Below are 25757 nucleotides of genomic sequence, written 5' to 3' on the forward strand. Positions count from 1 at the left end.
AAAATGAATCAAACATTACTCAAAACAATATTTTTCGCAACAGGCATTTTACTGGCGTCTCATAGCCATGCAGAATTTTCATATGAACAAGAATTACAACAAGGCTGTGCTAAAATCAAACAATACCGTCAATCTGGTCAAAAATTTTATCAGCAAAAAAATTATAAAAAGGCTTTAGAGCCTTTTCAAAATCAAGCCTCATGGTCAGCATTTTGCTTAAGCCTAAAGGATGAAAGTGGTATTCAAATTTCAGAAAAAGACGTCGATATCGCCAATAATAATGTTGGTTTAACTTATGCCAAATTAGCGAAACCCTTATGGGCTAGGGCTTGGTTTCAAATTAATACTCAATCAGAAATCAGTCAATTTAATTTAAAACAATTAGCTACACCTAAAAAGCAAACCGATTTATCAGGCGAATACGTCAATTATGCAGGTTATGGCGCATGGAACTACATTAGCGTAAAAAAGCATAATCAAAAATATAACATTGAATTTAATGGTGTTTATATGGGCATTCGTAGTCTGATATATGGCCCTAACCTAGGTCAATTTGAAACCACCATGCCACTCAATCATAACAAAGCAAGAACCCAAGAATGTGCGATTGATTTAGCTTTTGGTTTTAATGCTCAAGTTGGAAATTTTGTCTCCGTCAATCAAAAGCAAAACTTATCCGATTGTGGATATTTTGGACACAATGTTTCTGCAAATGGTATCTATCAAAAAGTGGAAAATCGATAATCGAATTGGGACCAATCAATATTATTAATATAAATCAAGCCACTACTGTTTTTTGATCTATTAACCCTACCACGATATGACTATCGTGGTAGGCTGTATGGATGCCGCCGTTGGGCAAGGGCGATAATATCCCCTTTGTTCAACAGGATTGGGTTACCTTACGGAGCAATACCTCCTCATCTTTCAAAGTAACAAACGCCTACGCAAATTGTTTTAAAATTTTCATTATCATTGAGGCAATTCAAACTATTAATTTGCTTTACAGAATATTATTAAAAACCCCTTCCCTTTTGTAAAAGAAAGTTAGTAAGGACTCAAGCTGAAAATCAAATCGCCACTAAATCTCGAATCCCCTGCTCAGGCATTTCTATCCCTAATCCTTGAGCAACGACTTGGCCACGTGCCATGACGGTATAATTGTCTGCTAGTTCTTCTGCAAAATCATAAAATTGCTCAACCAAGACGATTGCCATTTCACCACGGTCTGCCAATTTACGAATTACCCGACCAATATCTTTAATAATAGAAGGCTGAATACCCTCAGTCGGTTCATCTAAAATCAATACTTTAGGCTCTGATGCTAAGGCACGTGCAATTGCCAATTGCTGTTGCTGACCGCCTGATAGGTCACCACCACGGCGATATTTCATTTCGTCTAATACAGGAAAGATTTGGTATAAATGCTCAGGTACTTTTCGGGTTTTTGCACCTGAAAATTTTGCCATACCAATCAAAATATTTTCCTCAACCGTCAATGTTGAAAAAATATCACGGCCTTGTGGTACATAGGCCAAACCCGCACGTACGCGTTGTTCAGGGCTCATTTTGGAAATGTCTTTGCCATCTAATAAAATTTGCCCTGATTTAATCGGTAAAATCCCCATTAAACATTTTAATAAAGTGGTCTTACCGACCCCATTTCGCCCTAAAATCACAGAACATTCCCCAATCGGCGCTTGCAAAGTCACATCACGTAGAATGTGACTGCCACCATAAAACTGATTGACGTCTTTAACTTCTAACATGCTGTTCCCCTTAACGGCCTAAATATTTTTCAATCACATCTTCATTAGCTTGGACTTCTGCCAGTGTGCCTTCGGCAAGAATTGCACCTTGTGCAAGCACGGTGACTTTTTCACTAATGCTGTCGATAAAACTCATATCGTGTTCCACTACGATCAAAGTGTGGTTCTTTTTCAATTCTAAGCACAATTCAGCTGTACGCTCTGTTTCTGCATCCGTCATGCCCGCAACAGGTTCATCCAATAAAATCAACTTTGGACGTTGCATCAACAGCATGCCTATTTCAAGCCATTGCTTTTGACCATGTGACAATAAGCCTGCTGGTTTTTGAACAAACTCCTGTAAACGGATTTGTTCTAAGGACTCATCCAACGCCAATTGTGCATCAGGTGCAAGTTTGCTGAAAAAGCTCTTTTTTACCGTTTTATCTTTTGGCGCAGCCAGTAACAAATTTTCCATCACTGTAAAATTTTCAAATACCGTCGGTTTTTGAAATTTACGGCCGATCCCTGCTTCTGCAATTTGTTCTGTACTCATTTTGGCTAAATCATAATTTTGTCCAAAAAAAGCGGTACCTTGTGTAGGCCGTGTTTTACCCGTGATCACATCCATCAACGTAGTTTTTCCTGCACCATTGGGACCAATGATGCAGCGTAATTCACCTTCTTCGATATAAAGAGACAAATCATTTAATGCACGAAAGGAATCAAACCAAACACTGACTTTCTCTAAATACAGCGCAATACCATGACTGAAATCAGCACCCTCTGCTTTTGGTCGACCATAACCTTCACCAATTTGCCCACCATGTGGAGCATTCAAACCCAAATCTGAAAGTAGTGCTGACATTAGTGATCCTCCTTTTTAAAACGCTCAAATAATCCGATCACACCTTTAGGAAGGAAAATAGTTACGACAATAAACAATGCACCAAGGATCAATAACCATGCTTCTGGATAAGCCACCGTAAAGTAAGTTTTAACAGCATTGATTAAACCTGCACCTAGGATTGGGCCAATCAAAGTACCACGTCCACCTGCCGCCACCCAAACTGCCATTTCAATTGAATTTACAGGATTCATTTCACTTGGATTGATAATCCCTGCTTGTGGTACATAAAGTGCGCCTGCAATACCCGCGATAACAGCCGATAAAACCCATGCAGATAACTTGTACCACAGCGTACGATAACCGAGATATTGCAACCGATTTTCACTGTCACGAATTGCTCCCAATACTCGTCCATAAGGTCGATTCATTAAACTCCGTAAACCCATAAAGCAAAGTAATAAGGCGAGTGCCGTTAGAAAACACAATGTTGCTCGCATAGAAGCTGAGGTTATGTCTAAGCCTAAAATCGTTTTAAAACCAGTAAAGCCATTGTTCCCACCAAAACCAGTTTCATTACGGAAGAACAATAAAGCTGCAGCAAAGGTCATGGCTTGCGTGATAATAGAAAAATAGACTCCTTTAATTTTGGAACGAAATGCAAAGAATCCAAAAATAAAAGCGATCACACCTGGTACTAAAACGACCAGTGCCAAAGCCCAAACAAAGTGCTCAGTTCCAACCCAATACCAAGGTAATTCAGTCCAGCTTAAAAACCGCATAAAATCGGGTAATTGGTCACCTGCTGACTCACGCATTAAATACATACCAAAGGCATACCCTCCCAAGGCAAAATATAAGCCATGCCCTAAACTGAGGATGCCTGCATAGCCCCAAACCAAATCTAAAGCCAAGGCAACCAAAGCTAAACACATGATTTTCCCAATCAAGGTTACCCAATACGCTGAAAGATGTAACGCAGAATCCTGTGGTAAAAGATGAAACCAAGGCAAGAGCAACATCACAGCGAAACAGACGGCTATCGCCATGGCGCTATAGGGTTTATCTGAAAGTAATGAGGTGATTTTCATTGGCTTACTCCACAAAACGACCTTTGACGGCAAATAAACCTTGTGGACGTTTTTGAATAAACAAAATCACAAGAACCAAGAGAATAATTTTAGCCAGTACCGCACCCATTCCAATTTCAAGAATGGTTCCACTTACCCCTAGACCTAATGCAGCAAGTACTGCACCCCATACTTGACCTACGCCACCAACAACCACGACAAGGAATGCATCGATAATATAATTCTGTCCTAAATCAGGCCCGACATTGCCCACTTGAGCCAAAGCACAACCAGCTAAACCCGCAAGTCCTGAACCCAAACCAAAGGCCATCATGTCGATGCGTGCAGAACGAATACCAACAGCCCGTGCCATTTGACGATTTTGTGTTACCGCTCGAACGAATAATCCAAAACGAGTTTTATTGAGCAGATAAATAAGCAGTGAAAGCACAGCTACAGTAAAGACGATGATGGCAATACGGTTATAAGGCAACATCAAGCTTGGCGTAATTGAAATGCCACCTGAAAGCCACGAGATATTAGAAACCTCAACATTTTGTGCACCGAAAATCATCCGAACCAATTGCATCAAAATTAGACTGACACCAAAAGTTGCCAATAAAGTTTCCAATTGACGACCATATAAAGGACGAATCACAGTCCGTTCGATCAACATGCCAATCAAAGCACTCACTAAAAATGCAACAGGAATTGCAACAATCAAATACCAATCAACATACCCACTCAAATGCGTTTTAAAGAAACCTTGCACAACATAGGTGGCATAAGCGCCAATCATAATTAACTCACCATGTGCCATGTTAATCACACCAAGCAGCCCATAAGTAATGGCTAAACCCAATGCTGCGAGCAATAAGATACTGGCTGTACTTAACCCTGAAAATACATGCCCTGCCCATTCACTGGCTTGTAGGCGTGTTTTAATACTGCTTTTGGCATCGACCAAAGCGACTTTTAGTTCTGAATTCAAATGGGGTTGTTGTAATTCTTGATCCACAATTGCTAAAACATCTGGGCGATTTGATTCTTTCAAAATTTTAACTGCTTGAATTTTTGTTAATACATCGGGGCTGTTAAAATCAATACGTGCCTTTAACTGCGCTAATCTGGCTTTTACTTTATTATTTTTTTCATCAAGATAAAGTTGATTGACGACTTTGATATCCAATTCATCTAAGTTATTTTCTAAGATATCAATTGCAGCCAAACGTTGCGATGCATCCTCTGATTGTAGTTTTATTTTCGCCTGTCCAAAATTCAATGCCTTACGAAGTGTATTGACTAAAGTGACCTGATTCAGATCCGCGGGCCAATCAGTAATATTTTGATTTTGAGGGTAATTAAATAGCTTATCCCCCCCTTTCATAATGTAGGTATTGCCCGAACTATCTGTATACAACTCATCATTTTCGACATAAGCAACCAGTTTATCGAGTTCTTCAATACTGGCTGGCCACTGATTTAACATGACTCGGCGTTGTGCAAAATCTGCTCGTACAAATTGTTGAATCGCATCATCATTGAGATTGACCGATACTGCCGTTTGCTCAGGCAATTGCTGATTTGTACGAGGAGATTCAGCAAAAATCTGTTGCATGAAAAATGTTTGGAATATGATCAAGACAAGTGCCGCAAAATTCAGTTTAAGAAACATCTGTAACGCCCCCTTTTTTGTTTAAATTTGCTGAAAGCCACTGCAAAGCCTGTTGCGTAGAGCAGGCTTTGCAATGTTTATTTATTATTTAGGGATGTAAGGGCTCCAAGGCTCAGCCTTGATCGGTTGTGGAGATTTGTAAACCACATCAAATTGACCATCACCTCGAATTTGTCCAATCATGACTGGCTTATGTAAGTGATGATTGGTCGCATCCATAGTCAAGGTATAACCCGATGGTGCTTTAAATGTTTGACCTGCCATTGCTTCACGGACTTTATCAACATCTGTGCTGCCCGCTTTTTCTACGGCTTGCTTCCACATATTGATCCCCACATAGGTTGCTTCCATTGGGTCATTGGTCACCATTTTATTGGCATTTGGCAGTTTGTATTCCACAGCATACTGCTTCATTTTATTGACGAATTCAGCATTGACTGGATTTTTCACAGACATGAAATAATTCCATGACGCTAAATGCCCAACTAAAGGTTTGGTATCAATACCGCGTAATTCTTCTTCACCAACTGAGAAAGCCATGACAGGAATGTCTGAAGCTTTAATACCTTGATTACCTAGCTCACGATAGAAAGGTACGTTTGAATCCCCATTAATTGTTGAAATAACTGCTGTTTTTTTCCCAGCTGAGAATTTTTTGATATTGCCGACTATGGTTTGATAATTGCTATGACCAAACGGCGTATATTCTTCCATGATATCTGCATCGGCAATCCCTTTAGACTTTAGGAAAGCACGCAGAATTTTATTGGTGGTTCGAGGGTAGACATAGTCCGTACCCAGTAATACAAAACGTTGTGCCTTGCCTCCTTCATCACTCATAAGATATTCCACAGCAGGAATCGCTTGTTGGTTAGGTGCTGCACCTGTGTAGAAAATATTTTTAGACTGTTCTTGCCCTTCATACTGCACTGGATAAAACAGCAGACCATTCAACTCTTCAACCACGGGCAGTACAGATTTACGAGATACAGATGTCCAACATCCAAAAATCACTGCAACTTTATCTTGGGTAATCAGCTGACGCGTTTTTTCAGCAAATAACGGCCAATCTGACGCAGGGTCGACCACCACAGGCTCTAACTTTTTACCCATCACACCACCCTTGGCATTAATCTCGTTAATTGCCATCAATGCGGTGTCTTTCAATGATGTTTCTGAAATCGCCATGGTCCCTGACAGCGAGTGCAAAATACCCACTTTAATGGTATCGCCACTCGCAGCAGGCGCTTGTGTTTCATTGGTTGGCTTAGACTCCGTTTTATCAGCAGGTTTTGAACAAGCAGTTAATACAATGCTTCCCATTATTGTTGTCGCAAGTAGTGCTTTTGAAATCATATTATTTTGGAACATCTTTTTTCTCCGAACCTTTCAAGGCGTGCTTATTTATATCTTTGTTATTCAATTTCCATGCCAACGATTTAAATAATTGTTTTATATTAATTTTCACACATTAATTTAATTTTAGCGCATATCTTGTATACAACGTTGCATACAAAATAGAACTTCACTCGTCATAATTTGGTGCATTTGTAAGCAAAGCTTTGCACCTTTATTGTTTGATTCAGCTATTTTGTTCAGCCCATAAAAAAGCCCGCGATCTGCGAGCTTTGATTTAATATTGGATTCTCAAATTAAATTTTTTCGAACAAATCTTGGGCAATTTTGCGAGCTAATTGATCTTTTTCGTCATTCAATTGCTCTAGATGAATAGCATATTGGATTGCTTCCCTTCCTGCTATTTCCATAGGCCCATAATCATCATATTCTTCTCCTGTATAGGCATTATAAGCTCTGAAATCATCTTTGGTAAAATCTGTATTTAATAATTGTGCCAAATAAATATAAACCCAAGCTTCTCCACTATTTTTAAATATTTTCTGATATAGAAAAGTTTCAATCGCATCTAAATCACCACGATTACATAGATAAAGAAATTGTTTATAGACAGTCTCTCCATCAGCATCCATATCAATCTCTGCAATATTTGCTGGGGCAAACTTGATAAACTCTTCATAAAAGTTTGCAAGCTTTATTAATTCTTCATATTGCTTAATATTATCAGTCGTTTTTTGGGATTTAACATATTTTTGTTTTTGGTTATCCCATGTACTTCCAAATGTTGAACCTTGTCGTCCATATGGAGCTATTTGATTTGCTAAATAGCGATAATAACTTGCCAGAACAGCATAAGCATCCAAATTATTGCGCTCTTTAGCGTAATCCTCTATTTGCTCTAAGTTTTCTTCTATATCTATAAAACTAGTCGTACTAGAGCTATCCGCATTTTCAAAACTATAAATTTCATCATCCAATGAATCAGGATCAATTAAACCATTTTGAAAGCTTAAAAAAGCAATTCTCTGTCTAAAATACGAGAAATTTAAATAACTTAGATTCAGACTCAACAGTTCTCTTACTACTAATTTTGCAATATGAAAATACATTTCTTCAGAAATTTTTTGTTTTAATAATAATTGAACTCTTTCTATAAATATTTTTATTTTTTCCAATAGTTCACGGCTTTCATAATTATCCCAATGAATTGCGTCATCATCATAATTTGCATAATCTGTTTTTGGTGGGTTTTTTAAAATATCTAATGTCAGTAAATTTAATAACTCATGCTCATGATACTCTTCTGATACATCATATTCACAATCGAGTAAAAGGTTTTGAGCAACAAAAGAATTATAAGACCGATAACCTTGATTTAAAGCAATCAACTCATAGATATGTGAACGACTGATTTTAATACCATGTTCTTTCTGAATCTTTTGCGCTAATTGATATGCGAATGTTTGAATAGACATAATTTTCTCATCTTTCAATCCTAATCATAACAATGATTTTGGTGTCATTAGACTTTTAGCAACGCATGTTTAAATACTAAGAACCAAACGGATTGATACTTAAGAAAATTAAAATTTTATACAGTTTAAATTTTAAACTGAATTTAGAAATCCCTTTTCTACTCATGCGTAAGTACGGTAGGCGACCTTAATGATTAAGTTAATAAACTTTTAAAATATTTGCAAGGACTGCACCATAAAAAAAGCCCGCGATCTGCGAGCTTTGATTCATCTTTCAAATTTAAACGGCTAAATCCGCCAAATTACCTTTCTGCTCCAACCAATGTTTACGGTCAGCTGAACGTTTCTTGGCAAGTAATTTATCCAACAGCCCTGCTGTAAAATGACTATCATCCAAATCGAGTTGAACTAAACGGCGGGTATTTGGATCCATCGTCGTTTCACGCAATTGGCTTGCATTCATCTCACCCAAGCCTTTAAATCGTGTGATTTGCGGATTTTTACTTTTGACTTTCTTTAAGATAGCTTCTAACTCATCTTCATCCAGTGCGTAATACACATCTTTAGCATCATCAATACGGAACAAAGGTGGCATTGCAACATATAAATGCCCTGCTTCGACCAAGTTTGTGAAATGCTTAACGAACAAGGCACATAGCAAGGTTGCAATGTGTAGACCATCCGAATCGGCATCGGCAAGAATACATACTTTGCCATAACGTAACTCTGACAGATCATCACTGCCAGGGTCTACACCAATCGCAATCGCAATATCATGAACCTCTTGTGAAGCAAGCACTTCGTCAGAAGAGACTTCCCAAGTATTGAGAATTTTCCCACGAATCGGCATGATCGCTTGGAAATTTTTATCTCGTGCCTGTTTAGCAGATCCCCCCGCTGAATCACCCTCGACAATAAATAATTCAGACTCATCAAGCGAATGCCCTACACAGTCTGCTAATTTACCCGGTAGCGCAGGCCCCGAAACGATTTTCTTACGTTCAACTTTTTTGGCTGCTTTTAAACGGCGCCCTGCTTTCGCAATCGCCAATTCAGCCAGTTGCATGGCCACATCAGAATTTTGGTTCAACCATAATGCAAACGCATCTTTGGCAATATTTAATACAATATTGGCCGCTTCTCGGCTAGAAAGACGCTCTTTGGTTTGTCCTGAAAACTGCGGTTCTTGGAATTTAAGAGACAGAATATAATTAACACCATCCCAAACATCTTCTGCAGATAATTTCATATTACGTGGCAACAAGTTACGTAATTCGCAGAACTCACGCAATGCATCTGTTACACCTGAACGTAAGCCGTTCACATGCGTACCACCTTGCGCAGTTGGAATCAAGTTGACATAACTTTCTTGGATCTGCTCACCGCCTTCTGCATTCCAACAAATTGCAAATTCGGCACTGGCACGTTCAGCATCACCACTTGCAACAAAAGCAGGATCTGGAATAATTTCTCGATCTTCCAATTCATCCATCAAATAGTCCACTAGACCATTTTCAAACTGCCATTCTATTTTTTCATCATTAATTTGATCGATATAATTAATCTGTAAGCCCGCAGCAAGAACAGCCTTGGCTTTTAAGTTATGTTTTAATGCTTTAAGCGCAAACTTAGGTGAATCAAAATATTTAGCTTCTGGCCAAAAACGTACGGTTGTTCCTGAGGCACGTTTTGGTGCTTTACCTTCTAAAACCTCTAAAGGTGCAAGGGGTTCACCACGTTCAAACGCCATCTTATACAGATTGCCCTGACGTTGAACTTCAACTTCTACCCGATCCGATAATGCGTTGACCACAGAAATCCCGACACCATGCAAACCACCTGAAAATTGGTAGTTATCTGTACTGAATTTACCACCTGCATGCAGTTTGGTCAGGATAATTTCGATACCACTTTGCCCATATTCAGGGTGAATATCGACTGGCATACCACGCCCATTATCTTCTACAGACAATGATCCATCTTTATAAACCGTGACTGTAATTTTATTGGCATGTCCTGCAAGTGCCTCATCGACTGCATTATCAATAACTTCTTGCGCCAAATGGTTTGGGCGAGTGGTATCGGTATACATTCCTGGACGCCGACGAACAGGATCTAAACCCGATAAAACTTCAAGTGATTGAGCCGTATATTGAGACACGTTAATGTTTTTCCTTATATGCTACGGAGTAGGATAAAAACTCCAAAATCATCGGTATTTTATCTGCAAAATCTTCCATGGCATGGTTACCATGCATTTCTGTCATGAGCAACGATGTATGTGGAGCGGTACTATAATACTGTTCCGCTTCACGATAATCCAAAACTTCATCACCTTGTTGGAGTAATACCAGTATTTTGTCTGCATCTTGCACAAACGGTACTGCTATATGTTCTAAGTGATCAAGTTGTGCATCATCTAAAGTCCATTGTTCAGTGACTTGATATGGAATTTGCTCAATTCCAAATAAATCTCGAAATAGCTGCCATGGTCGCACAGCAGGATTAATTAAAACAGCGGGAATACCATACTTTGCGACCAACTGTGTCGCATAAAAGCCACCGAGGCTACTTCCAACCAATGCAACGTCATCAAGTTGTTCAATTAATTTTGAAATTTTATCTAAAACATGTTGCGGTTGCATATTTAAATCGGGTAAATAAACATGATGCGATGAATGACAATGGCAATAGTCATTTAGTAATTGCCCTTTTATTGATAAAGCGCTACTTTTAAAACCATGTAAATAAATAATATTCATATAGATAAATTGCGATTAAAGTCAAAATTGATTTATATTTATGCGTTACAAGTCACATTTTGTTTTAATTTGTATATGACTGCATATTGTCAGACAAAAAAATTAAAACTTAAATACAATCAAGAGTATTTTAAACATTGTTCAGGACGAACAGCATAAGCCGATTGACTAGGAATTTATACATTGATCTTGTCGAAAAATAAAGCTTTGACAAATGATCAATCAGGATGAGGAAAATAACAATGCCAAGTTTAACCCCTTTACACGAAACATACTGTAAGTGGGATCGTTCTCCTCCTAGTCAGGCAGACGTATTAGAAGGCTTAGCTCAACTTGTGAGTACGCCTTTAAGTGGTGTTGTTCAAGATTTTATCCTATCGATTCAACGTGAAATGTTGTTGAGTATTTTTGGTCTAAGTAAGCAAAAAGCCAAGCGATTTCAATCACGCCCCATGGTCGATAAATTATATAAATTGGGTTATAACGCATTACAAAACTATGGTAGTCACCTATTAGCACCCATTCTAAGAAAGACCATTGAACGCTTCCCAAACCTACACGAAAAACAGTTAACAGCACATATGACATTTTTAGTGAGTGCTTTAAATGGTGTGCTGGGTGATTATTTATTGGCGACCCATAATCCATTAGCACTTTCTCCTGTTTTATATGACCATTATGGTGCGTTACAACAAGGAGATTTAGCAGGTCGTGTCGTGATTTTTACGCATGGTTTGTGTATGAATCATTTAGATTGGACCAATCGTGGTAATGGCGGTATTGGTGAAAAATTATTAGCGCAACGTGATAACAACACCATGTTGTATTTTAATTACAACACAGGACGAAGAATCTCTGCCAATGGGCGTTCTTTGTCTAATCTGTTAGAAGATTTAGTTAAACGTAACCCACGTATTACCAGTATCGATTTGATTGGTCACAGTATGGGTGGCTTGGTTTGTCGTAGCGCATTGTTCTACGGCAAACAGAATATGCAACAATGGTTCCATATGGTGGAAAATCTGGTCTGTATCGGCTCACCCCATCATGGCGCAGTATTAGAACGTTTTGGCTTTGCAATCCAAGATAAAATTGGTAACTTCCCAATTGTTAAAATTATCAGTCATGTGGTGAATATTCGCAGCAACGGAATTTTAGATTTGCGGTTTGGTAGTGTCCGTGATGACGATTGGGAACATAATAATGCACGCATTGGTTTGGTCGATGATAATCGTAAACCTGCACCCTTACCGTCACATATCAATACCTTCTTAATTGCAGGCACATTAGAATTTGAAAATCGTAAGAATCGCACTTTAAAAGTGATTGGTGATTACTTGGTGAGTGTAAAAAGTGCTTTAGGTGAACACCCAAATCCACGCTTTCAACTGAAATTACCTGAATCACATAAAGCTGTTTTTTATGGCCTGAATCATTTTGATATTCAGTATCATCCTGATGTTGCTGAACAAATTGCAAAGTGGTTCTATCCGCACCATGATGAAATTGCGGAAGAACAGATTCGAAAATATTTGATTAAATTAGAAAGTATGCAAGGTATTGTAGAGACTTAATCGTTTTAAAAACTGATTTCATGTTCCGTTTTGCGTTTTTGATACAGATCATGTCCAAAACTAGATACATTCTGAATAAGAAAAAGCCAGTGAATACTGGCTTTTTTTTCGACGGGACAAACAACAGATTATTTTGGATATTTTCTAAATAATTGCCAAAGGCTAATCAATGCCAATACAGCAAAGAAAAGACATGACCATACAGGGAGTGACTGTCCCAAGAACGTCCAATCGACCATGGCACATTCGCCAGAACCTTTTAAAACATTTTCAAATACTGCTTTTAAAGGCAAGGTATCAACCCAGTAATCTAAACCCGGCCCACAACTTGGCACTTGGTCTTTAGGTAGATTTTGCAACCATACATGACGTGCAGCCACACCAACTGACCAGCTAATTGCAACCAATCCTAAAAATGCATAAATTCGTTTAAAGGCATTACTTTTAGGGCTGTGTAAAAAAGCAATCAGTGAAATTGTCCCTAGACCAATTAAACCAATCCGTTGGAAAATACATAACGGACAAGGTTCAAGCCCCTGAACATGCTCTAGATACAACGCAAATGCCATCCCAATTACACTTGCTAAAAACAAAAAACCACTCACGAAGCGATAACTACGCCATTGCATGGAATTTCCTCTAAATTTTTATCTTTGATTATCTAAACTTAGCAAGATATTCATCAAAACTGATTTCTTTTTCTTGCTCAAGTTGCTGTTGGTTTTGCAGTGAAGTCTGCGCAAGTTGCTCAAAATACGCTAAAGTCTCAGCACTTAATACATGTTGTTCGTAAAAATCAAGATGTTGGTTTGCCATAAAACTACCAAAGTTCCATGTTCCACCTTGTTGCGTGGTATCTTCAATGACTTGCGCAGAAAGCGTTTCATCTACATTATCAATACGCTTTTGCATTTCAAGTAATGCTTTACTGTACAAATCCGTTGCATAGCTTTGATTTAAAATCTCAGCCAAGGGTTGCATCGCTGTGACATGTTGTTGAATCCATTCATTTAATGGATATTCCTGCCCTGCTTGTTGAATTTTCGCATTTGGCGCACGACCACGATTCACCACTTCAGCCTGATTCAGCTCAATCACGTCTTGTTCAGCATCTAAAAGCTCAGGACTGTCTTTGAGTAAACAATACAACGCTAAAACTTCCAAGAAACCCGCAGTGTCTTCATTAATCCCAATTGCACTATATGGATTCACGTCAACTGCACGTAATTCCACATAACCAATACCACGATTTGCCAAAGCTTGAGATGGTGTTTCACCTGCTTGCGGTACTTGCTTAGGGCGAACGAGACTGTAGTATTCATTTTCGATTTGTAATACATGATCATTGATTTGAATCGGTTCAGCATTTTCATCATTTAGGCCCAAACGGCTAAACTGAGCATAAGGGGTATTGACTGCTTTTTGCAGCTCAGCAACATAACCTTCTAAGTTGTTATAGTGAATACCAAGTTGTTTTTGTGCAGAATTTTGATAGCCAAAACGCCCCATACGCAATGCAGTTGCATAAGGTAAAAATAACGTTCCTTTGATCAAAGGTAATAACTGATGTTCACGCCCAGTCATAAAACATTTACAAACAGATGGACTTGAACCGACCAAATACATGACCAATGGGGTTAAACGAATAAAATTACGAACCAATCCTAAATAACGATGACTACGATAGTCTTGTAAACTTAATTTTTTTAATGCTTCATCTGTTTCATGTTGCTGTAATTGTTCAAATAAATGATCTGGAAATGACACATTATAATGCACACCCGAAATGGTCTGCATACGACGACCATAACGAATACCTAAACCATGACGGTATAAGGTTTTGAATTTACCGATATTAGAGCTGCCATATTGTGCTAAACGAATATTCTCTTCTTGATCATCTAACATGCATGGCATTGATAACGGCCATAATTTTTCATCATTTTCTAAATGACCATGTACCACAGCATGAATATCCGTCAGAAAATTTAACGCCTCTGGAATACTCTCTTTAGGTGGTGTAATAAATTCCATCAACGCTTCAGAATAATCCGTTGTAATATGCGGATGCGTTAAAGCTGAACCTAAACTACGCGGATGATCTGCTTGGGATAAAAAGCCATTACTTTGCATACGCAAGCTTTCACGCTCAATGCCACGCAACATCCCCTTGAATAAGGTAGAATCCACCCAACTTGGTAAAATAGATTGGGAAATCACTTCGGGTTGACTCATTACTTACTCGCTTATCTTAAAGAACTTTTTAAAATAAAATATTTTTGGTGCGCGCAGTATAACGTGAATTATCGATATACATGTATATCTAGAATACTTTTGAGCTGATAATTCGTCTTATTTCAGTAATTTTTTATCACAAATACATGCTACAAGATATTTTAAATTTGTGTTTTGATAGAAAAAATCTTACTAATCAATTGTAAACATTATGAATTATCAAACTATTCTCGATTTTTGGTTCAACCCTGAAACTCAGCCCTTTTGGTTTGCTAAAAGTGATGCTTTTGATCAAAAATTACATCAGCAATTTACAAAGATCCTTGAACAAGCACGTCAATGTGAGCTTTGGTCATGGCGTGAAAATGCAGCAGGTCGACTGGCTGAAATTATTGTTTTAGATCAGTTTTCTCGTAATATTTATCGGGATCAAATCGCTTCTTTTACACAAGATCCGTTAGCACTTGCTTTGGCGCAAGAGGCTGTAGCTTTGGGACTGGATCAAGAGCTCAGTCCAGAGCAGCGCTCTTTTTTATATATGCCATTTATGCATAGCGAGTCTAAACTCATTCATGAGCAAGCTCTCATCTTATTTGAAGCACTGGCTAATCCAATTAACTTAGATTTTGAGAAAAAGCACAAAGCGATTATCGACCGTTTTGGACGATATCCTCATCGCAATACTATTTTAGGACGTGAATCCACAGCTGAAGAAATTGAATTTTTAAAACAGCCAAATAGTCATTTTTAAGCCATGAATATTTTATATTCAATGTCTTAATTTTAATCCTTATGATAAAAATCTGATCATAAAAACTTAAAAAATATCAATCACATGAATTGTCTATTTATTATAAGTAGATTATTCATGTGAATTTACAAAAATATAATATATCAGCCCAAATTGCTTAGATATGCTTTGTGAACAATATCAACAAGGACAGAAGAAATATGGCACAGCCTACAATTGTACTCGTTCACGGATTCTGGGGTAATTCCCTTCACTGGCAACATGTGATCCCTCAATTAGTTAAGCAAAATTATCAAGTTAAAGCAGTTGAGGTTCCTTTAACATCTCTAGCGGATGATGTAGAACGAACCAATAAAATGATTAATCAAATCGAAGGTTCTGTGTTATTGGTGGGTCACTCATATGGCGGTGCTGTGATTACAGAAGCGGGGAATAACGATAAAGTTGTTGGCTTAGTATATATCGCTGCATTTGCACCAGATACTGGTGAAAGCCCAGGCATGATTACTCAACAACATTTGCCTGAAGCGGCTGCGAATCTTGCACCAGACAGCGATGGTTACTTATGGGTTGTTGCAGACAAATATCATGAAAGTTTCTGTCAAGATTTAGGCGCTGATGAAGCTATAGCACTCGCTGTTGCACAAAAAGCACCGCTTGCTAGCACTTTTGGTGACAACATCACCACACCAGCGTGGAAAACCAAACCTTCTTGGTATCAAGTTTCAACTCAAGATCGTATGATTGCTCCTGAAAATCAACGCAAAATGTCTGCACGATTAAATGCAAAAGAAATCATTGAACTTGATGCAAGTCATGCTTCTCTTGCGTCTAGACCAAAAGAAATTGCTGACTTTATTCTTCAGGCAGCATCATCGCTATAATTATGACTGACCATTTACATATTGACTTCCAAACTATATGCGTCAATAAAAAGTTGGTCTGATCCTTGTTGGTTTGATCATTAAAGATGTCGCAAAACTGGGAGTGGAATAAGCTCCCAGTTTTGTATTAAAACACTTGAAACAATATTTTATTTTTATCTATCAGTTTTGTGATTATGCTGCCCTTCATACTTCTCAGCAACTGACTTTTTTCAATACAATACCAAGAAAATCTCTGCTCAATTTAAACTCAACCTGTTCCAAATCTTTTTACTTTTACAATAGAATGAATTAACAAAAATCTTCTTGAAATTCACTATAAATCCCTCATTTTAAAGCAATATAGAAGATTAAATTACTGGTCCATCTGCACAAGAGTGGAAAGGAGCAACATATGAAAAAAACACTCATCGGTCTGACTATGGTGGCAGTACTCACAATGACGGGGTGTGCAATCTCACCAAGCAAGCCCAAAACCTTTGATCAGCTTGGACAATACTCAACTGTGCCACTCAATGATCACAGTTATCGTGTGAGCTTTCGTGCTAAAAATGATATGAGTTTTGGAACCGCCGAAGAAATTACCCTACTCAAATCTGCACAAACAGCAGTATTGAATGGATTCCAATTTTTTAAAGTTCTTGATGATCCAAGTAATCGCAATCAACCACCACGTAAAGCCGTGGTTTATCCAACCCCAATGTATCCACCTTATGGTTATGGATATAGACGTTTAGGCGGATTCTACGACCCGTTTTATGATATTCCACAAGTGGTCACTGTTGATCCTATTCAAGTAGCCTATAGTATTGAATGTTATAAAGATAAAAAATCAGCCCCTAGCGATGCCTTTGACGCTCGTCTGATTTTACAATCTTTAGGACAAAAATACGGTGTTAGCCCGACAGGACAAGTACTTCAACCCCAACCTGTTGCGGTAACATCAACTCAATAGTTATTTTAGAATCATTTTTAGGCATATGAATGGGCGAAATAGAACAGCACGTAATCCCAAGTTTAGACCGCAGTAAACGTTTTGCAACGATTGCTTTAATTGTTGCTGTGGTTGCTTGGATCATTCTCATCATCACAGCCAAGCTAATGCCTGAATATGCATGGTTCATTCATATCCTCATGCTCGGTGCAGAGGCGGGTGTAGTCGGTGGCCTAGCTGACTGGTATGCAATTACTGTTCTATTCCGCAACCCTTTTGGGAAAATTCCTATTCCCAAATTTTTACGTGATCACACAGAAATCATTCCTCGAAATAAAGCACGTATTGCTGAATCCATGGGGAAGTTTGTTCAGGAAAATTTTCTGTCTCCACAAGTTGTAGAAACCAGTTTAAAAAGAACTGATCTCAGTTTAGCTGTAGGTCAATGGCTTGCCAATCCACAAAATAACCGTCAAGTGGTAGATGTCATTCAACAAACTGTACCTAAAATATTTGAATTCGTCGGACAAGAGCAAATTGGACGTTTTATTCAAAGCAACAGTGTGCAATGGGTTCGTAATACGAGAATCAACAATCTCGCCAGTGAAATGTTACGTGCAGTTTTGGAAAATGATTTCCACCAAGACGTATTGCAGCGTGGCTTAGATTTAGCACATGAATGGATGATGACCCATCCAGACAAAACCCGTGAACTCACTCAAACCTTATTTAAAGAGCTTGGCGTTTCTCGTCTCGCCAAAGGTGCAAGCTGGATTGGCATTGATGTTGAGCAACGTACCATTGACTCTGTGATTGAAAAAGTTGAATCTATGTTGGCTGATCAGGAACATCCAATCCGTCAAAAAATTGAAGAAGCGGCTCACCAAGTGATGGTTCAACTCTCTGATAATCAGAGTACAACCAGTATTCGTTTAAATGAAACCAAGAATGCACTTTTAGACAGCCCGTCTGTGTTGAACTTCATCACAGGTGCAGTGGTTATCCTATGCGATGCGATCAAGTCAGACTTGATGAAAGCAGATTCAGGCATTGCCATGAACCTACGTGTTGCAATCCAACAAGTTGGTGAAAACTTAATTCAAAATCAATCTGTTCGTGATTTATTGAATGAGCGTATTAGTGGTATTGCGGTCAATTTGAGTGATCAATACAGTGAAAAAATCATTCGTTTTATCAGTCAGCGGATCCATGAGTGGGATTCAACTGAAATGATTGCCAAGATTGAGAATGAAGTCGGCGGTGATTTACACATGATTCGTGTAAATGGCGTAGTGGTCGGTGCTTTTATTGGTCTAACACTGGGTGTGATTCGTGCTGTGATTGATTTTGTGATTTGAATCTAAATCCGCTCAACCCATCCTAACTTATGAATATAGATGAAGCTATAAGGAATACGTTCTTTCATAAGTTATGGCTTAACCCACTGAAAGTTATAAACTTTAGCAATTCTATTCAATCTTAGTTCTCGGCATTTACCTCTATTTCTGTGTCTTTCACTTAAAACCTTAAGGCTTTTAATTTGTTTTTAAACACTGAATGGAGGCATTCTGTTGCATCAAATGATAACAATGTCCCAACCAAACCCTGTTAATCAATAAAAAGAAATGCTTACAAACTTTTAAATATCAATAGATCTGATCATTCAATTATGCGTGAAATTTCAGAAAAATTTTACTTTAAAAATAAATCACTGATTGATCATTTTTTGATTTATAAATGTAGCTTGTTATTTAAAAAATTAATTCTATACTCTTAATAAATACCAATTAATTATAGTCATTATATGTCAAGTAACTTGACACTAAGTGTTTAATCTAAGAACTAAATTGGAGCTTCTTATGAGTATAAAGCGCGTCATATTATATTTTTCGTTTTTACTCTTTTTTGTCGCAGCCGTCACTGGGTGTAGCAAAAAAGAATCCACAACTGCAACAAAACAGACTGAAACAAAAACAGAGTCTTTAAAAGAAATTGCGACAGAAGCTTATATCTATGCTTACAGCCCTGTGTATGCTTACTGGTATTTAAGTGATGAAGTTTTTAATCAAAAATCAACAAACTATATCGGTGAATTTAATAAGTTCCGTCACTATAGAGTTCGTAATACCCCTGAAGATCAAATGATTACACCTGCAATTGATATTCTCTATAGTCGTAACTGGCTGGATTTGCGTGGTGAACCAATGGTGGTCAGTATTCCAAAAATTACACCAGAGTCTCGCTACTATGTGATGCAATCAATCTCATTAGACCATTATAACCTTGACTTCTATGGTACACGTACAGCGGGATCCAAAGGTGGTAATATTCTTTATGTCGGTCCAAGCTATAAAGGGAAAATTGACGAAACCAAATTTGATCGTGTAGTACATTCAAAAACTGATTTTGTTTACTTACAAGGTCGTATTTTGGTCGGTGATGATGCAGATGTCAAAAAGGTCAATGCCATTCAAGATCAAATCATTACTACGCCATATAATAAATTTGTCCAGCAACCTGCTACAGCAACGAGTGCAGGCAAATCGGATATGACGCCTTTTATCCCAGCGGATAAAATGAAAGCGCTTTATTCGATTGAAACATTAGACGTTTACGCTCGTATTATGCCTTACATTCATTTAGACAATCCAAGCGACTTGGCAATGCTCGAACGCTTTAAAAAGATTGGTTTAGAATCGGGTAAGAAATTTGATCTTTCTAAATTCTCTGAAGCAGATCAAAAAGAGATTCAGGCTGGAATACAAGCAGGTGTAGCACAAGTTCAACAAGCCGTTAATAATGCATCTTCTAGTATTGGTTTATTGGGTACTGAAGAGGAGCTCAATCGTAATTATCTCAATCGTGATGCAGGCGTTGGCGTGGGTATCTTCGGTAATTCTCCTGCTGAAGCAATGTATCAGGGTCGTAGCATGGTCGATGCGAAGCCTGGTGATCAATATGTTCTTCACTTTGATGCAGATAATTTACCGCCAATCCATAAAGAAGGCTTTTGGTCTGTAACGATGTATAATCTTCCTCAACGTCTTCCTTTCCATAATGAAATTGAACGTTATACCTTAGGAAATCGTTCTGAAGGTTTAAAATACAATAAAGACGGTAGCCTAGATTTATACTTCCAAAGTGAAAAACCGGCAGCAGATAAAGTATCAAATTGGTTGCCTACACCAAAAGAAGGACCTTTCTTCTACATCTTACGTATGTATGTTCCACAAGAGAAAGTAAGCAAAGGTGACTGGATGATTCCAGATCTGAAAAAAGTAGAAAAATAAGTTCATAACTTTGAGTTTTAAAATGCTCTTAATATTTAAGGGCATTTTTAGTGATTTAACTGATGTCGATTATATGATTAACATTAAATATTAATTTAAATATCATATATTTATAGAATTAAACAGTTATAACAAACATAAAATGCCGACTTTAAATAAGTCGGCATTTTATTGAGTAGATCTGTTACGTTCAGCCAATAAAATGAATTAAAAAACACGCAATCAATGCATTCATTGCCACTCACATTGACGCAAATATTAAGCAACAGAAGTTCTCGCAACAATCTGCTGAACAGTATCAGATGCAATCCATTTATTATTCTCCCAAGTCGCTAAGGAAAAGACTTTACCTTTTGAGATTTGGCAAACCAATCCTGAAACCATTGCAGCCATGGAAGATCCAACGCATTTTACAACCAACTCCCGCCGCCTATTTTGCTGTTAAAAATGACCTGCTAAACTGCGTCTAATCTATTCAAATAATCCGTCTGGTCATGATCGAAATCCACTCTAAACTTCCTGCACAAGGCGTCACTATTTTCAGTACTATGACTGCGATGGCACAACGCTTAAACGCATTAAATTTATCACAGGGTTTTCCAGACTTTCCCGCTCCACCTGATTTACTGCAAGCTTTAAGCGAAGCGACTTTAGCGGGCTATAATCAATATGCAGCTGGAGATGGCTTCGTTCCGTTAAGAGAACAATTGGCACAGCTTTTTTTAAACCGAGATCAATTAAAACTAGACCCGATCACCGAAATCACCATCACTGCAGGTGCGACTATTGCTATTTTTTCAGCAATACAAGCAATGCTACATGCAGGAGATGAAGTGATTATTTTCGACCCAAGTTATGACAGCTATGCGCCGAGTGTGCAATTGGTTGGAGCAAAGGCGATTCACATCCCACTAAATGCACCTGAGTTTTGTGTCGACTGGAATCAAGTCAGATCTGCAATCACGGATCAAACCCGTATGGTCATTGTCAATACACCGCATAATCCAACAGGTGCTATTTGGTCAAAACAAGATTGGCTCAATTTGATTGAACTGATTCAAGATAAAAATATTGTTGTTTTGTCCGATGAAGTGTATGAACACCTCATCTATGACGACAAACAACATTATTCAGCCCTATCCTTTCCAGAATTAAGAGATCGTAGTTTCGTGGTGGGTTCTTTTGGTAAAACCTTTCATGTCACAGGCTGGAAAACAGGTTATTGTATTGCTTCGCCTGCACTTATGAGCGTCTTTCGACAGGTGTACCAATTCGCCAACTTTTGTGGTGTCACCCCTGTGCAAATGGCTTTAGCCACCTATATGCAGCAACATCCTGAACATATCGCAGGCTTATCTGAGTTCTATCAAAACAAACGAGATTTGTTTATTTCAGGAATTCAACATTCAAAGTTTCGTTTTATTCCATCACAAGGGACATTCTTTCAAAATGTAGATTACAGCCTTATTCGCCCGGATTTAAATGATGTTGAAATGTGTAATTTTTTGGCTGAAGAACATAAAATTGTGGCTATCCCTGTTTCTGTTTTCTATCAACAAGCTCCTGAGAATTTACGCTTAATTCGTTTTTGTTTTGCCAAAACAGAACAAACTTTGCTGCAAGCTTGTAAAATTTTAAATCAAATTGAATAACGATCCTAAACCGTGATCCTTGCAAAAATAACCCGTTTAAGTTACTCAAATACTCAGGCTTTTTCTAAGATCTATGCTACTGTCGTAAAAGCAATAAATGTAAAAATTGGACAATAGAAATATAAATGCCAGCACGTCAAAGTTTGATTGATCACCCACAGTTTTGGAAAGCATTTTTAATCTTTCTAGGCCCACTGATTGTCACCAATATCTTGCAAAACCTATCGGGTACTGTGAATACAATTTTTGTCGGGCAAATGCTGGGGGTAAATGCAATTGCAGCTATTTCCGTCTTTTTTCCAATCTTGTTTTTGCTGTTGGCATTTGTGATTGGTTTATCTTCAGGTGCAACCGTATTGGTCGGGCAAGCTTGGGGGGCAAAAAATGTTGAAAAAGTCCGCACCATTGTGGGCTCATTATTATTTATGACGTTGATTGGCGGAACAATCATTGCCCTTGTCGGCGTATTTTTCTCAAAGCAGATTTTATTACTTTTAGGAATAGATCCAAAAATCATGCATCTATCCTTACCTTATGTAAGATGGATGTTACTCGGTAGCCCGTTCTTGTTCATTTACATCACTTATACGTCTATTTTGCGTGGCGTCGGTGACAGCACCACGCCGCTTATTGCATCAGGCTTAACCATTATCATCGGTGTCATCACCACACCTATTTTAATCGGTGGATATTTCGGTTTTCCAAAAATGGGGATTGTTGCTCCCGCTATCGCCAGTATTTTAGGTTTTATGGGGGTTTTAATTTTTCTTTATATTTATTTAAATAAGAAAAATCATGTGCTTAAACTTGATGCCAATTTGATCGGTCATATTCATCATCACCCTGAATTAAGTCGAATTATTTTAAGACTAGGTATTCCGACAGGAATCCAAATGGTCACCAATTCAGTTGCAGGACTGGTGGTTATTGGTTTGGTCAATCAATATGGCGCACATGCAACTGCGGCTTATGGTGCAGTGAATCAAGTTCTGAATTATATTCAATTTCCTGCGCTTTCTATTGCGATTGCAGCGTCTATTTTTGCTGCTCAAGCGATAGGCGCAGGAAAATCTGAACTTCTCGCCAAAGTGACCAAAACTGCTTTATTCAGCAATATTGCCATTACAGGTGGATTGGTGATTTTGGCTTACTTAGCTTCAAAATATTTAATGGCGTTGTTTATTACAGACCCAGCCGTGATTGAACTCGGGCAGCAATTATTATTTATCGTACTGTGGTCAATTTTATTTTTCGGGGCAAGTGCAATTTTTGCATCGATCATGCGAGCCAGTGGTACGGTCAATGTTCCTTTGATTCTCAATATCTTGGCCATTGTGATTATTGAAATCCCTTGTGCTTATTTATTTAGTCACTGGTTTGGCTTACAAGGTATTTGGTATGCGCTTGCGTTAACATTTTTTAGTCTATGTCTGATGCAAGGACTGTATTATCAATTTGTATGGAAGAAAAAAACCATTAAGGTTTTAGTTTAAAAGTAAAAATCTGAATAAATCATTGTGCTATTGATATTTAAATCCTCCCCCCTTGCGGAGCACGCTCCTCATCTTTGAAAAAGGTGGGGGAGGTTCAAATATTTCTAAAATTAAGCTTTTGGTTCTAATTTTTTACTAAATTTTGTCGCAAAACCTGTCAGCTTTTGATAGCCCGTCGGTAAGATACGTTGAATCAAATCTAAAGTCTTCGCATCATTACCAATCAATAAACGACGTTTATCTTTCAGTACCGCATCAAGCATTTGCTGAGCAGCTTCTTCTGGAGGCATGCGTAATAATTTATTAAATACTTTTGCAGATTTATCTGGGTTCATTCCCAATGAACGAATGCTGTCACTCATACGTGCATCATTGGCAATATTGGTACGAATACCCCCTGGATGTACACAAAGTGCTGATACACCACAATTTTCCATGTCTAATTCTTGGCGTAAAGATTCAGTGAACCCCCGTACCGCAAATTTAGTTGCATTATAAGCAGATTGCGTAGGTTGCGCAGTTAAACCAAACAAACTTGAAATGTTGATGATGTGCCCATCACCTGTTTTTTTAATGTACGGCAGAAATTCTTTGGTACCGTAAACCACGCCCCAAAAGTTAATATTCATAATCCATTCAAGTTCTTCATAGGTTGCACCCTCAACAGTAGAACCCAATGCCACACCAGCATTGTTAAAAATCATATTTACAGAACCATGATTTTGTTCAGTTTCAGCGGCCCATGCTCTTACTTCTTCGACATTGGCAACGTTGACTTTCTTGCTGGTTACACGAACGTTATAAGGCTTAACCAATTCAACAGTCTCTGCTAAACCTTTTTCATTGACATCACTGATTGATAAATGACAGCCTGCTTTTGCCAATAAAACAGCCAACTGTTGTCCCATGCCAGAGCCTGCACCCGTAATTGCAGCGACTTTGTTTTTAAAATTCTTCATTGTCTATCCTTTTTTAAACCCGCACACAACTGTCATGATGTGTAGCTCAGGTCTCCAATATAATTTTGACAATGATTGTTGTCAAATATTATATTATCATTTAACAGATGTTTTTTTATACAAAGTCCTTAAGATAGGTTTCAAGAGCATTTATTGCTAAAATAAAGTCACCTTAGGACAATCTACATATCATACGAGTAATCAACGTCTATGACTGAGCAGCAAATCATTGAAGAAAAATCAATAAAAAAAACAGCCAATGAACGCCAATTTAAAGGCATGTCGCTGAGTGAAAGGAAGCTTGCACGTCGTGAAAAGTTAATTGAAGCGGGAATCGAAGCCTATGGAAACCATGGTTTCTTCTCTGTGACCGTAAAAGATATTTGTACTGAAGCGAAGCTAACTGAACGTTATTTTTATGAATCATTTAAAAAGAGTGAAGAGCTTTTTCAGACCATCTTTCTACAACTGATCGAGAAATTACAAAAAACAGTGATGGAAGGTGTTATGCAAGCAGCACCTGAACCTAAAAATATGATCCATTCAGGCCTCACTGCTTTATTTACATTGCTCAAGGATGACCCACGTGTTGCTCGGATTATCTATGTCGATGCGATGCTGGTGCAAGAACTGCATAATCATGCCACCATACAAGAAACCATGGGCCGTTTTGATCGTATGATTCATGCCTTTGTCATGCTCATGTTGCCTCATATTGACCGCAGTGAGCGCGAAATTTCACTCGTTGCAACAGGTTTAAATGGTTATGTAACACAAATTGCTGTGCGTTGGGTGATGGGTGGATTTAAACAATCGTTAGAAGAAATCGTAACAGCGTGTGAAGTTGTATTTATTGCGCTCATCAATACTTTTGCACAAAAATAACATGATCAAAAAAGGTCAAAAATATAATGACTTGAAGGTGAATAGCTCTCTTGGCTTTGATCTTGAAATTTTTTTGACTTGATTCGTTATAAATGATGCATTGAATTTATTATTATTTTTTATATTTTTTTGCAAAAAAGAGTGCATATACCTTTTTTGCAATGATA

General features: G+C 38.0%; 22 protein-coding genes. 11 read left to right on the forward strand and 11 right to left on the reverse strand.

Translation table 11 applies throughout. The features are described from left to right. Window positions 1–3: 3 nt before the first annotated feature. A complete protein-coding gene (locus tag D7V20_RS06495) occupies window positions 4–744 on the forward strand; it encodes a hypothetical protein (RefSeq protein WP_120383528.1) in 741 nt (246 codons plus the stop codon). A gap of 326 nt (window positions 745–1070) precedes the next feature. Here D7V20_RS06495 and urtE read toward each other — a convergent pair whose 3' ends face one another. The 8 genes from urtE to D7V20_RS06535 form a co-directional block, all read right to left on the reverse strand. After that, window positions 1071–1769 carry an urea ABC transporter ATP-binding subunit UrtE gene (gene urtE, locus D7V20_RS06500; RefSeq protein WP_120383499.1) on the reverse strand — a complete coding sequence of 233 codons (699 nt, stop codon included), beginning with the start codon at window positions 1767–1769 and terminating at the stop codon, window positions 1071–1073. 10 nt (window positions 1770–1779) lie between these two features. Continuing rightward, a complete protein-coding gene (gene urtD / locus D7V20_RS06505; RefSeq protein ID WP_120383500.1) occupies window positions 1780–2616 on the reverse strand; it encodes an urea ABC transporter ATP-binding protein UrtD in 837 nt (278 codons plus the stop codon). Continuing rightward, a complete protein-coding gene (gene urtC, locus D7V20_RS06510) occupies window positions 2616–3686 on the reverse strand; it encodes an urea ABC transporter permease subunit UrtC (RefSeq protein WP_120383501.1) in 1071 nt (356 codons plus the stop codon). Before urtC ends, urtD begins: the two co-directional genes overlap by 1 nt. 4 nt (window positions 3687–3690) lie before the next feature. Further along, the gene (urtB, locus tag D7V20_RS06515; RefSeq protein ID WP_407923932.1) at window positions 3691–5283 is read right to left on the reverse strand and encodes an urea ABC transporter permease subunit UrtB; all 1593 of its coding nucleotides are present in this window, start codon (window positions 5281–5283) and stop codon (window positions 3691–3693) included. 141 nt (window positions 5284–5424) lie between these two features. Then, complete coding sequence (gene urtA / locus D7V20_RS06520) at window positions 5425–6696, reverse strand: urea ABC transporter substrate-binding protein (RefSeq protein WP_407923933.1); 1272 nt, start codon at window positions 6694–6696, stop codon at window positions 5425–5427. Window positions 6697–6992: 296 nt separating this feature from the next. Further along, on the reverse strand, window positions 6993–8171 hold the full coding sequence (locus tag D7V20_RS06525; protein ID WP_120383504.1) for a hypothetical protein: 1179 nt from the start codon (window positions 8169–8171) through the stop codon (window positions 6993–6995). Window positions 8172–8451: 280 nt separating this feature from the next. Then, window positions 8452–10332: a DNA topoisomerase IV subunit B gene (gene parE, locus D7V20_RS06530; protein WP_120383505.1), complete on the reverse strand. Its 1881-nt coding sequence runs from the start codon at window positions 10330–10332 to the stop codon at window positions 8452–8454. A gap of 1 nt (window position 10333) precedes the next feature. Then, window positions 10334–10933, reverse strand: coding sequence for a YqiA/YcfP family alpha/beta fold hydrolase (locus D7V20_RS06535; protein WP_120383506.1), 600 nt, complete (start codon window positions 10931–10933; stop codon window positions 10334–10336). Between the two features lie 242 nt (window positions 10934–11175). Between D7V20_RS06535 and D7V20_RS06540 the strand changes: the two genes are divergently transcribed. Beyond that, on the forward strand, window positions 11176–12507 hold the full coding sequence (locus D7V20_RS06540) for a PGAP1-like alpha/beta domain-containing protein (RefSeq protein WP_120383507.1): 1332 nt from the start codon (window positions 11176–11178) through the stop codon (window positions 12505–12507). Between the two features lie 128 nt (window positions 12508–12635). On the opposite strand, the gene D7V20_RS06545 is transcribed toward D7V20_RS06540, so the two are convergent. Together D7V20_RS06545 and gshA are read right to left on the reverse strand one after the other, a co-directional pair. Beyond that, window positions 12636–13136: a disulfide bond formation protein B gene (locus D7V20_RS06545; protein WP_120383508.1), complete on the reverse strand. Its 501-nt coding sequence runs from the start codon at window positions 13134–13136 to the stop codon at window positions 12636–12638. 28 nt (window positions 13137–13164) lie between these two features. Next, window positions 13165–14742 (reverse strand): glutamate--cysteine ligase, encoded by a 1578-nt coding sequence (gene gshA / locus D7V20_RS06550; protein ID WP_120383509.1) that lies wholly within the window; start codon window positions 14740–14742, stop codon window positions 13165–13167. 211 nt (window positions 14743–14953) lie between these two features. On the opposite strand from gshA, the gene D7V20_RS06555 reads away from it, so the two are divergent. The 8 genes from D7V20_RS06555 (at window position 14954) to D7V20_RS06590 (ending at window position 23746) form a co-directional block, all read left to right on the forward strand. Continuing rightward, complete coding sequence (locus tag D7V20_RS06555) at window positions 14954–15493, forward strand: DUF924 family protein (RefSeq protein ID WP_120383510.1); 540 nt, start codon at window positions 14954–14956, stop codon at window positions 15491–15493. Between the two features lie 200 nt (window positions 15494–15693). Continuing rightward, window positions 15694–16377 (forward strand): alpha/beta hydrolase, encoded by a 684-nt coding sequence (locus D7V20_RS06560; RefSeq protein ID WP_120383511.1) that lies wholly within the window; start codon window positions 15694–15696, stop codon window positions 16375–16377. A 394-nt stretch (window positions 16378–16771) separates the two neighbouring features. Further along, entirely contained in the window at window positions 16772–17332 is a 561-nt protein-coding gene (locus tag D7V20_RS06565) for a CC0125/CC1285 family lipoprotein (protein ID WP_120383512.1), read from the forward strand. Between the two features lie 29 nt (window positions 17333–17361). Then, window positions 17362–18669, forward strand: a complete 1308-nt coding sequence (locus D7V20_RS06570) for a DUF445 domain-containing protein (protein ID WP_120383513.1) — start codon at window positions 17362–17364, stop codon at window positions 18667–18669. Between the two features lie 501 nt (window positions 18670–19170). Beyond that, window positions 19171–20601 (forward strand): DUF1254 domain-containing protein, encoded by a 1431-nt coding sequence (locus D7V20_RS06575; RefSeq protein ID WP_120383514.1) that lies wholly within the window; start codon window positions 19171–19173, stop codon window positions 20599–20601. A gap of 307 nt (window positions 20602–20908) precedes the next feature. After that, on the forward strand, window positions 20909–21046 hold the full coding sequence (locus tag D7V20_RS20100; protein WP_235831604.1) for a hypothetical protein: 138 nt from the start codon (window positions 20909–20911) through the stop codon (window positions 21044–21046). A gap of 49 nt (window positions 21047–21095) precedes the next feature. After that, window positions 21096–22253, forward strand: a complete 1158-nt coding sequence (locus tag D7V20_RS06585) for a methionine aminotransferase (protein ID WP_120383515.1) — start codon at window positions 21096–21098, stop codon at window positions 22251–22253. A 125-nt stretch (window positions 22254–22378) separates the two neighbouring features. Then, window positions 22379–23746 (forward strand): MATE family efflux transporter, encoded by a 1368-nt coding sequence (locus D7V20_RS06590; protein ID WP_120383516.1) that lies wholly within the window; start codon window positions 22379–22381, stop codon window positions 23744–23746. Between the two features lie 110 nt (window positions 23747–23856). Here the strand turns inward: D7V20_RS06590 and D7V20_RS06595 are convergent, their stop codons facing one another. Further along, the gene (locus tag D7V20_RS06595; protein WP_120383517.1) at window positions 23857–24705 is read right to left on the reverse strand and encodes an SDR family NAD(P)-dependent oxidoreductase; all 849 of its coding nucleotides are present in this window, start codon (window positions 24703–24705) and stop codon (window positions 23857–23859) included. A gap of 210 nt (window positions 24706–24915) precedes the next feature. Here D7V20_RS06595 and D7V20_RS06600 point away from each other — a divergent pair, with 210 nt between their 5' ends. Next, complete coding sequence (locus D7V20_RS06600) at window positions 24916–25590, forward strand: TetR/AcrR family transcriptional regulator (protein ID WP_120383518.1); 675 nt, start codon at window positions 24916–24918, stop codon at window positions 25588–25590. Window positions 25591–25757: the final 167 nt, after the last annotated feature.

The sequence above is a fragment of the Acinetobacter rongchengensis genome (assembly GCF_003611475.1).
In the GTDB taxonomy this organism is placed as follows: Bacteria; Pseudomonadota; Gammaproteobacteria; order Pseudomonadales; family Moraxellaceae; genus Acinetobacter; species Acinetobacter rongchengensis.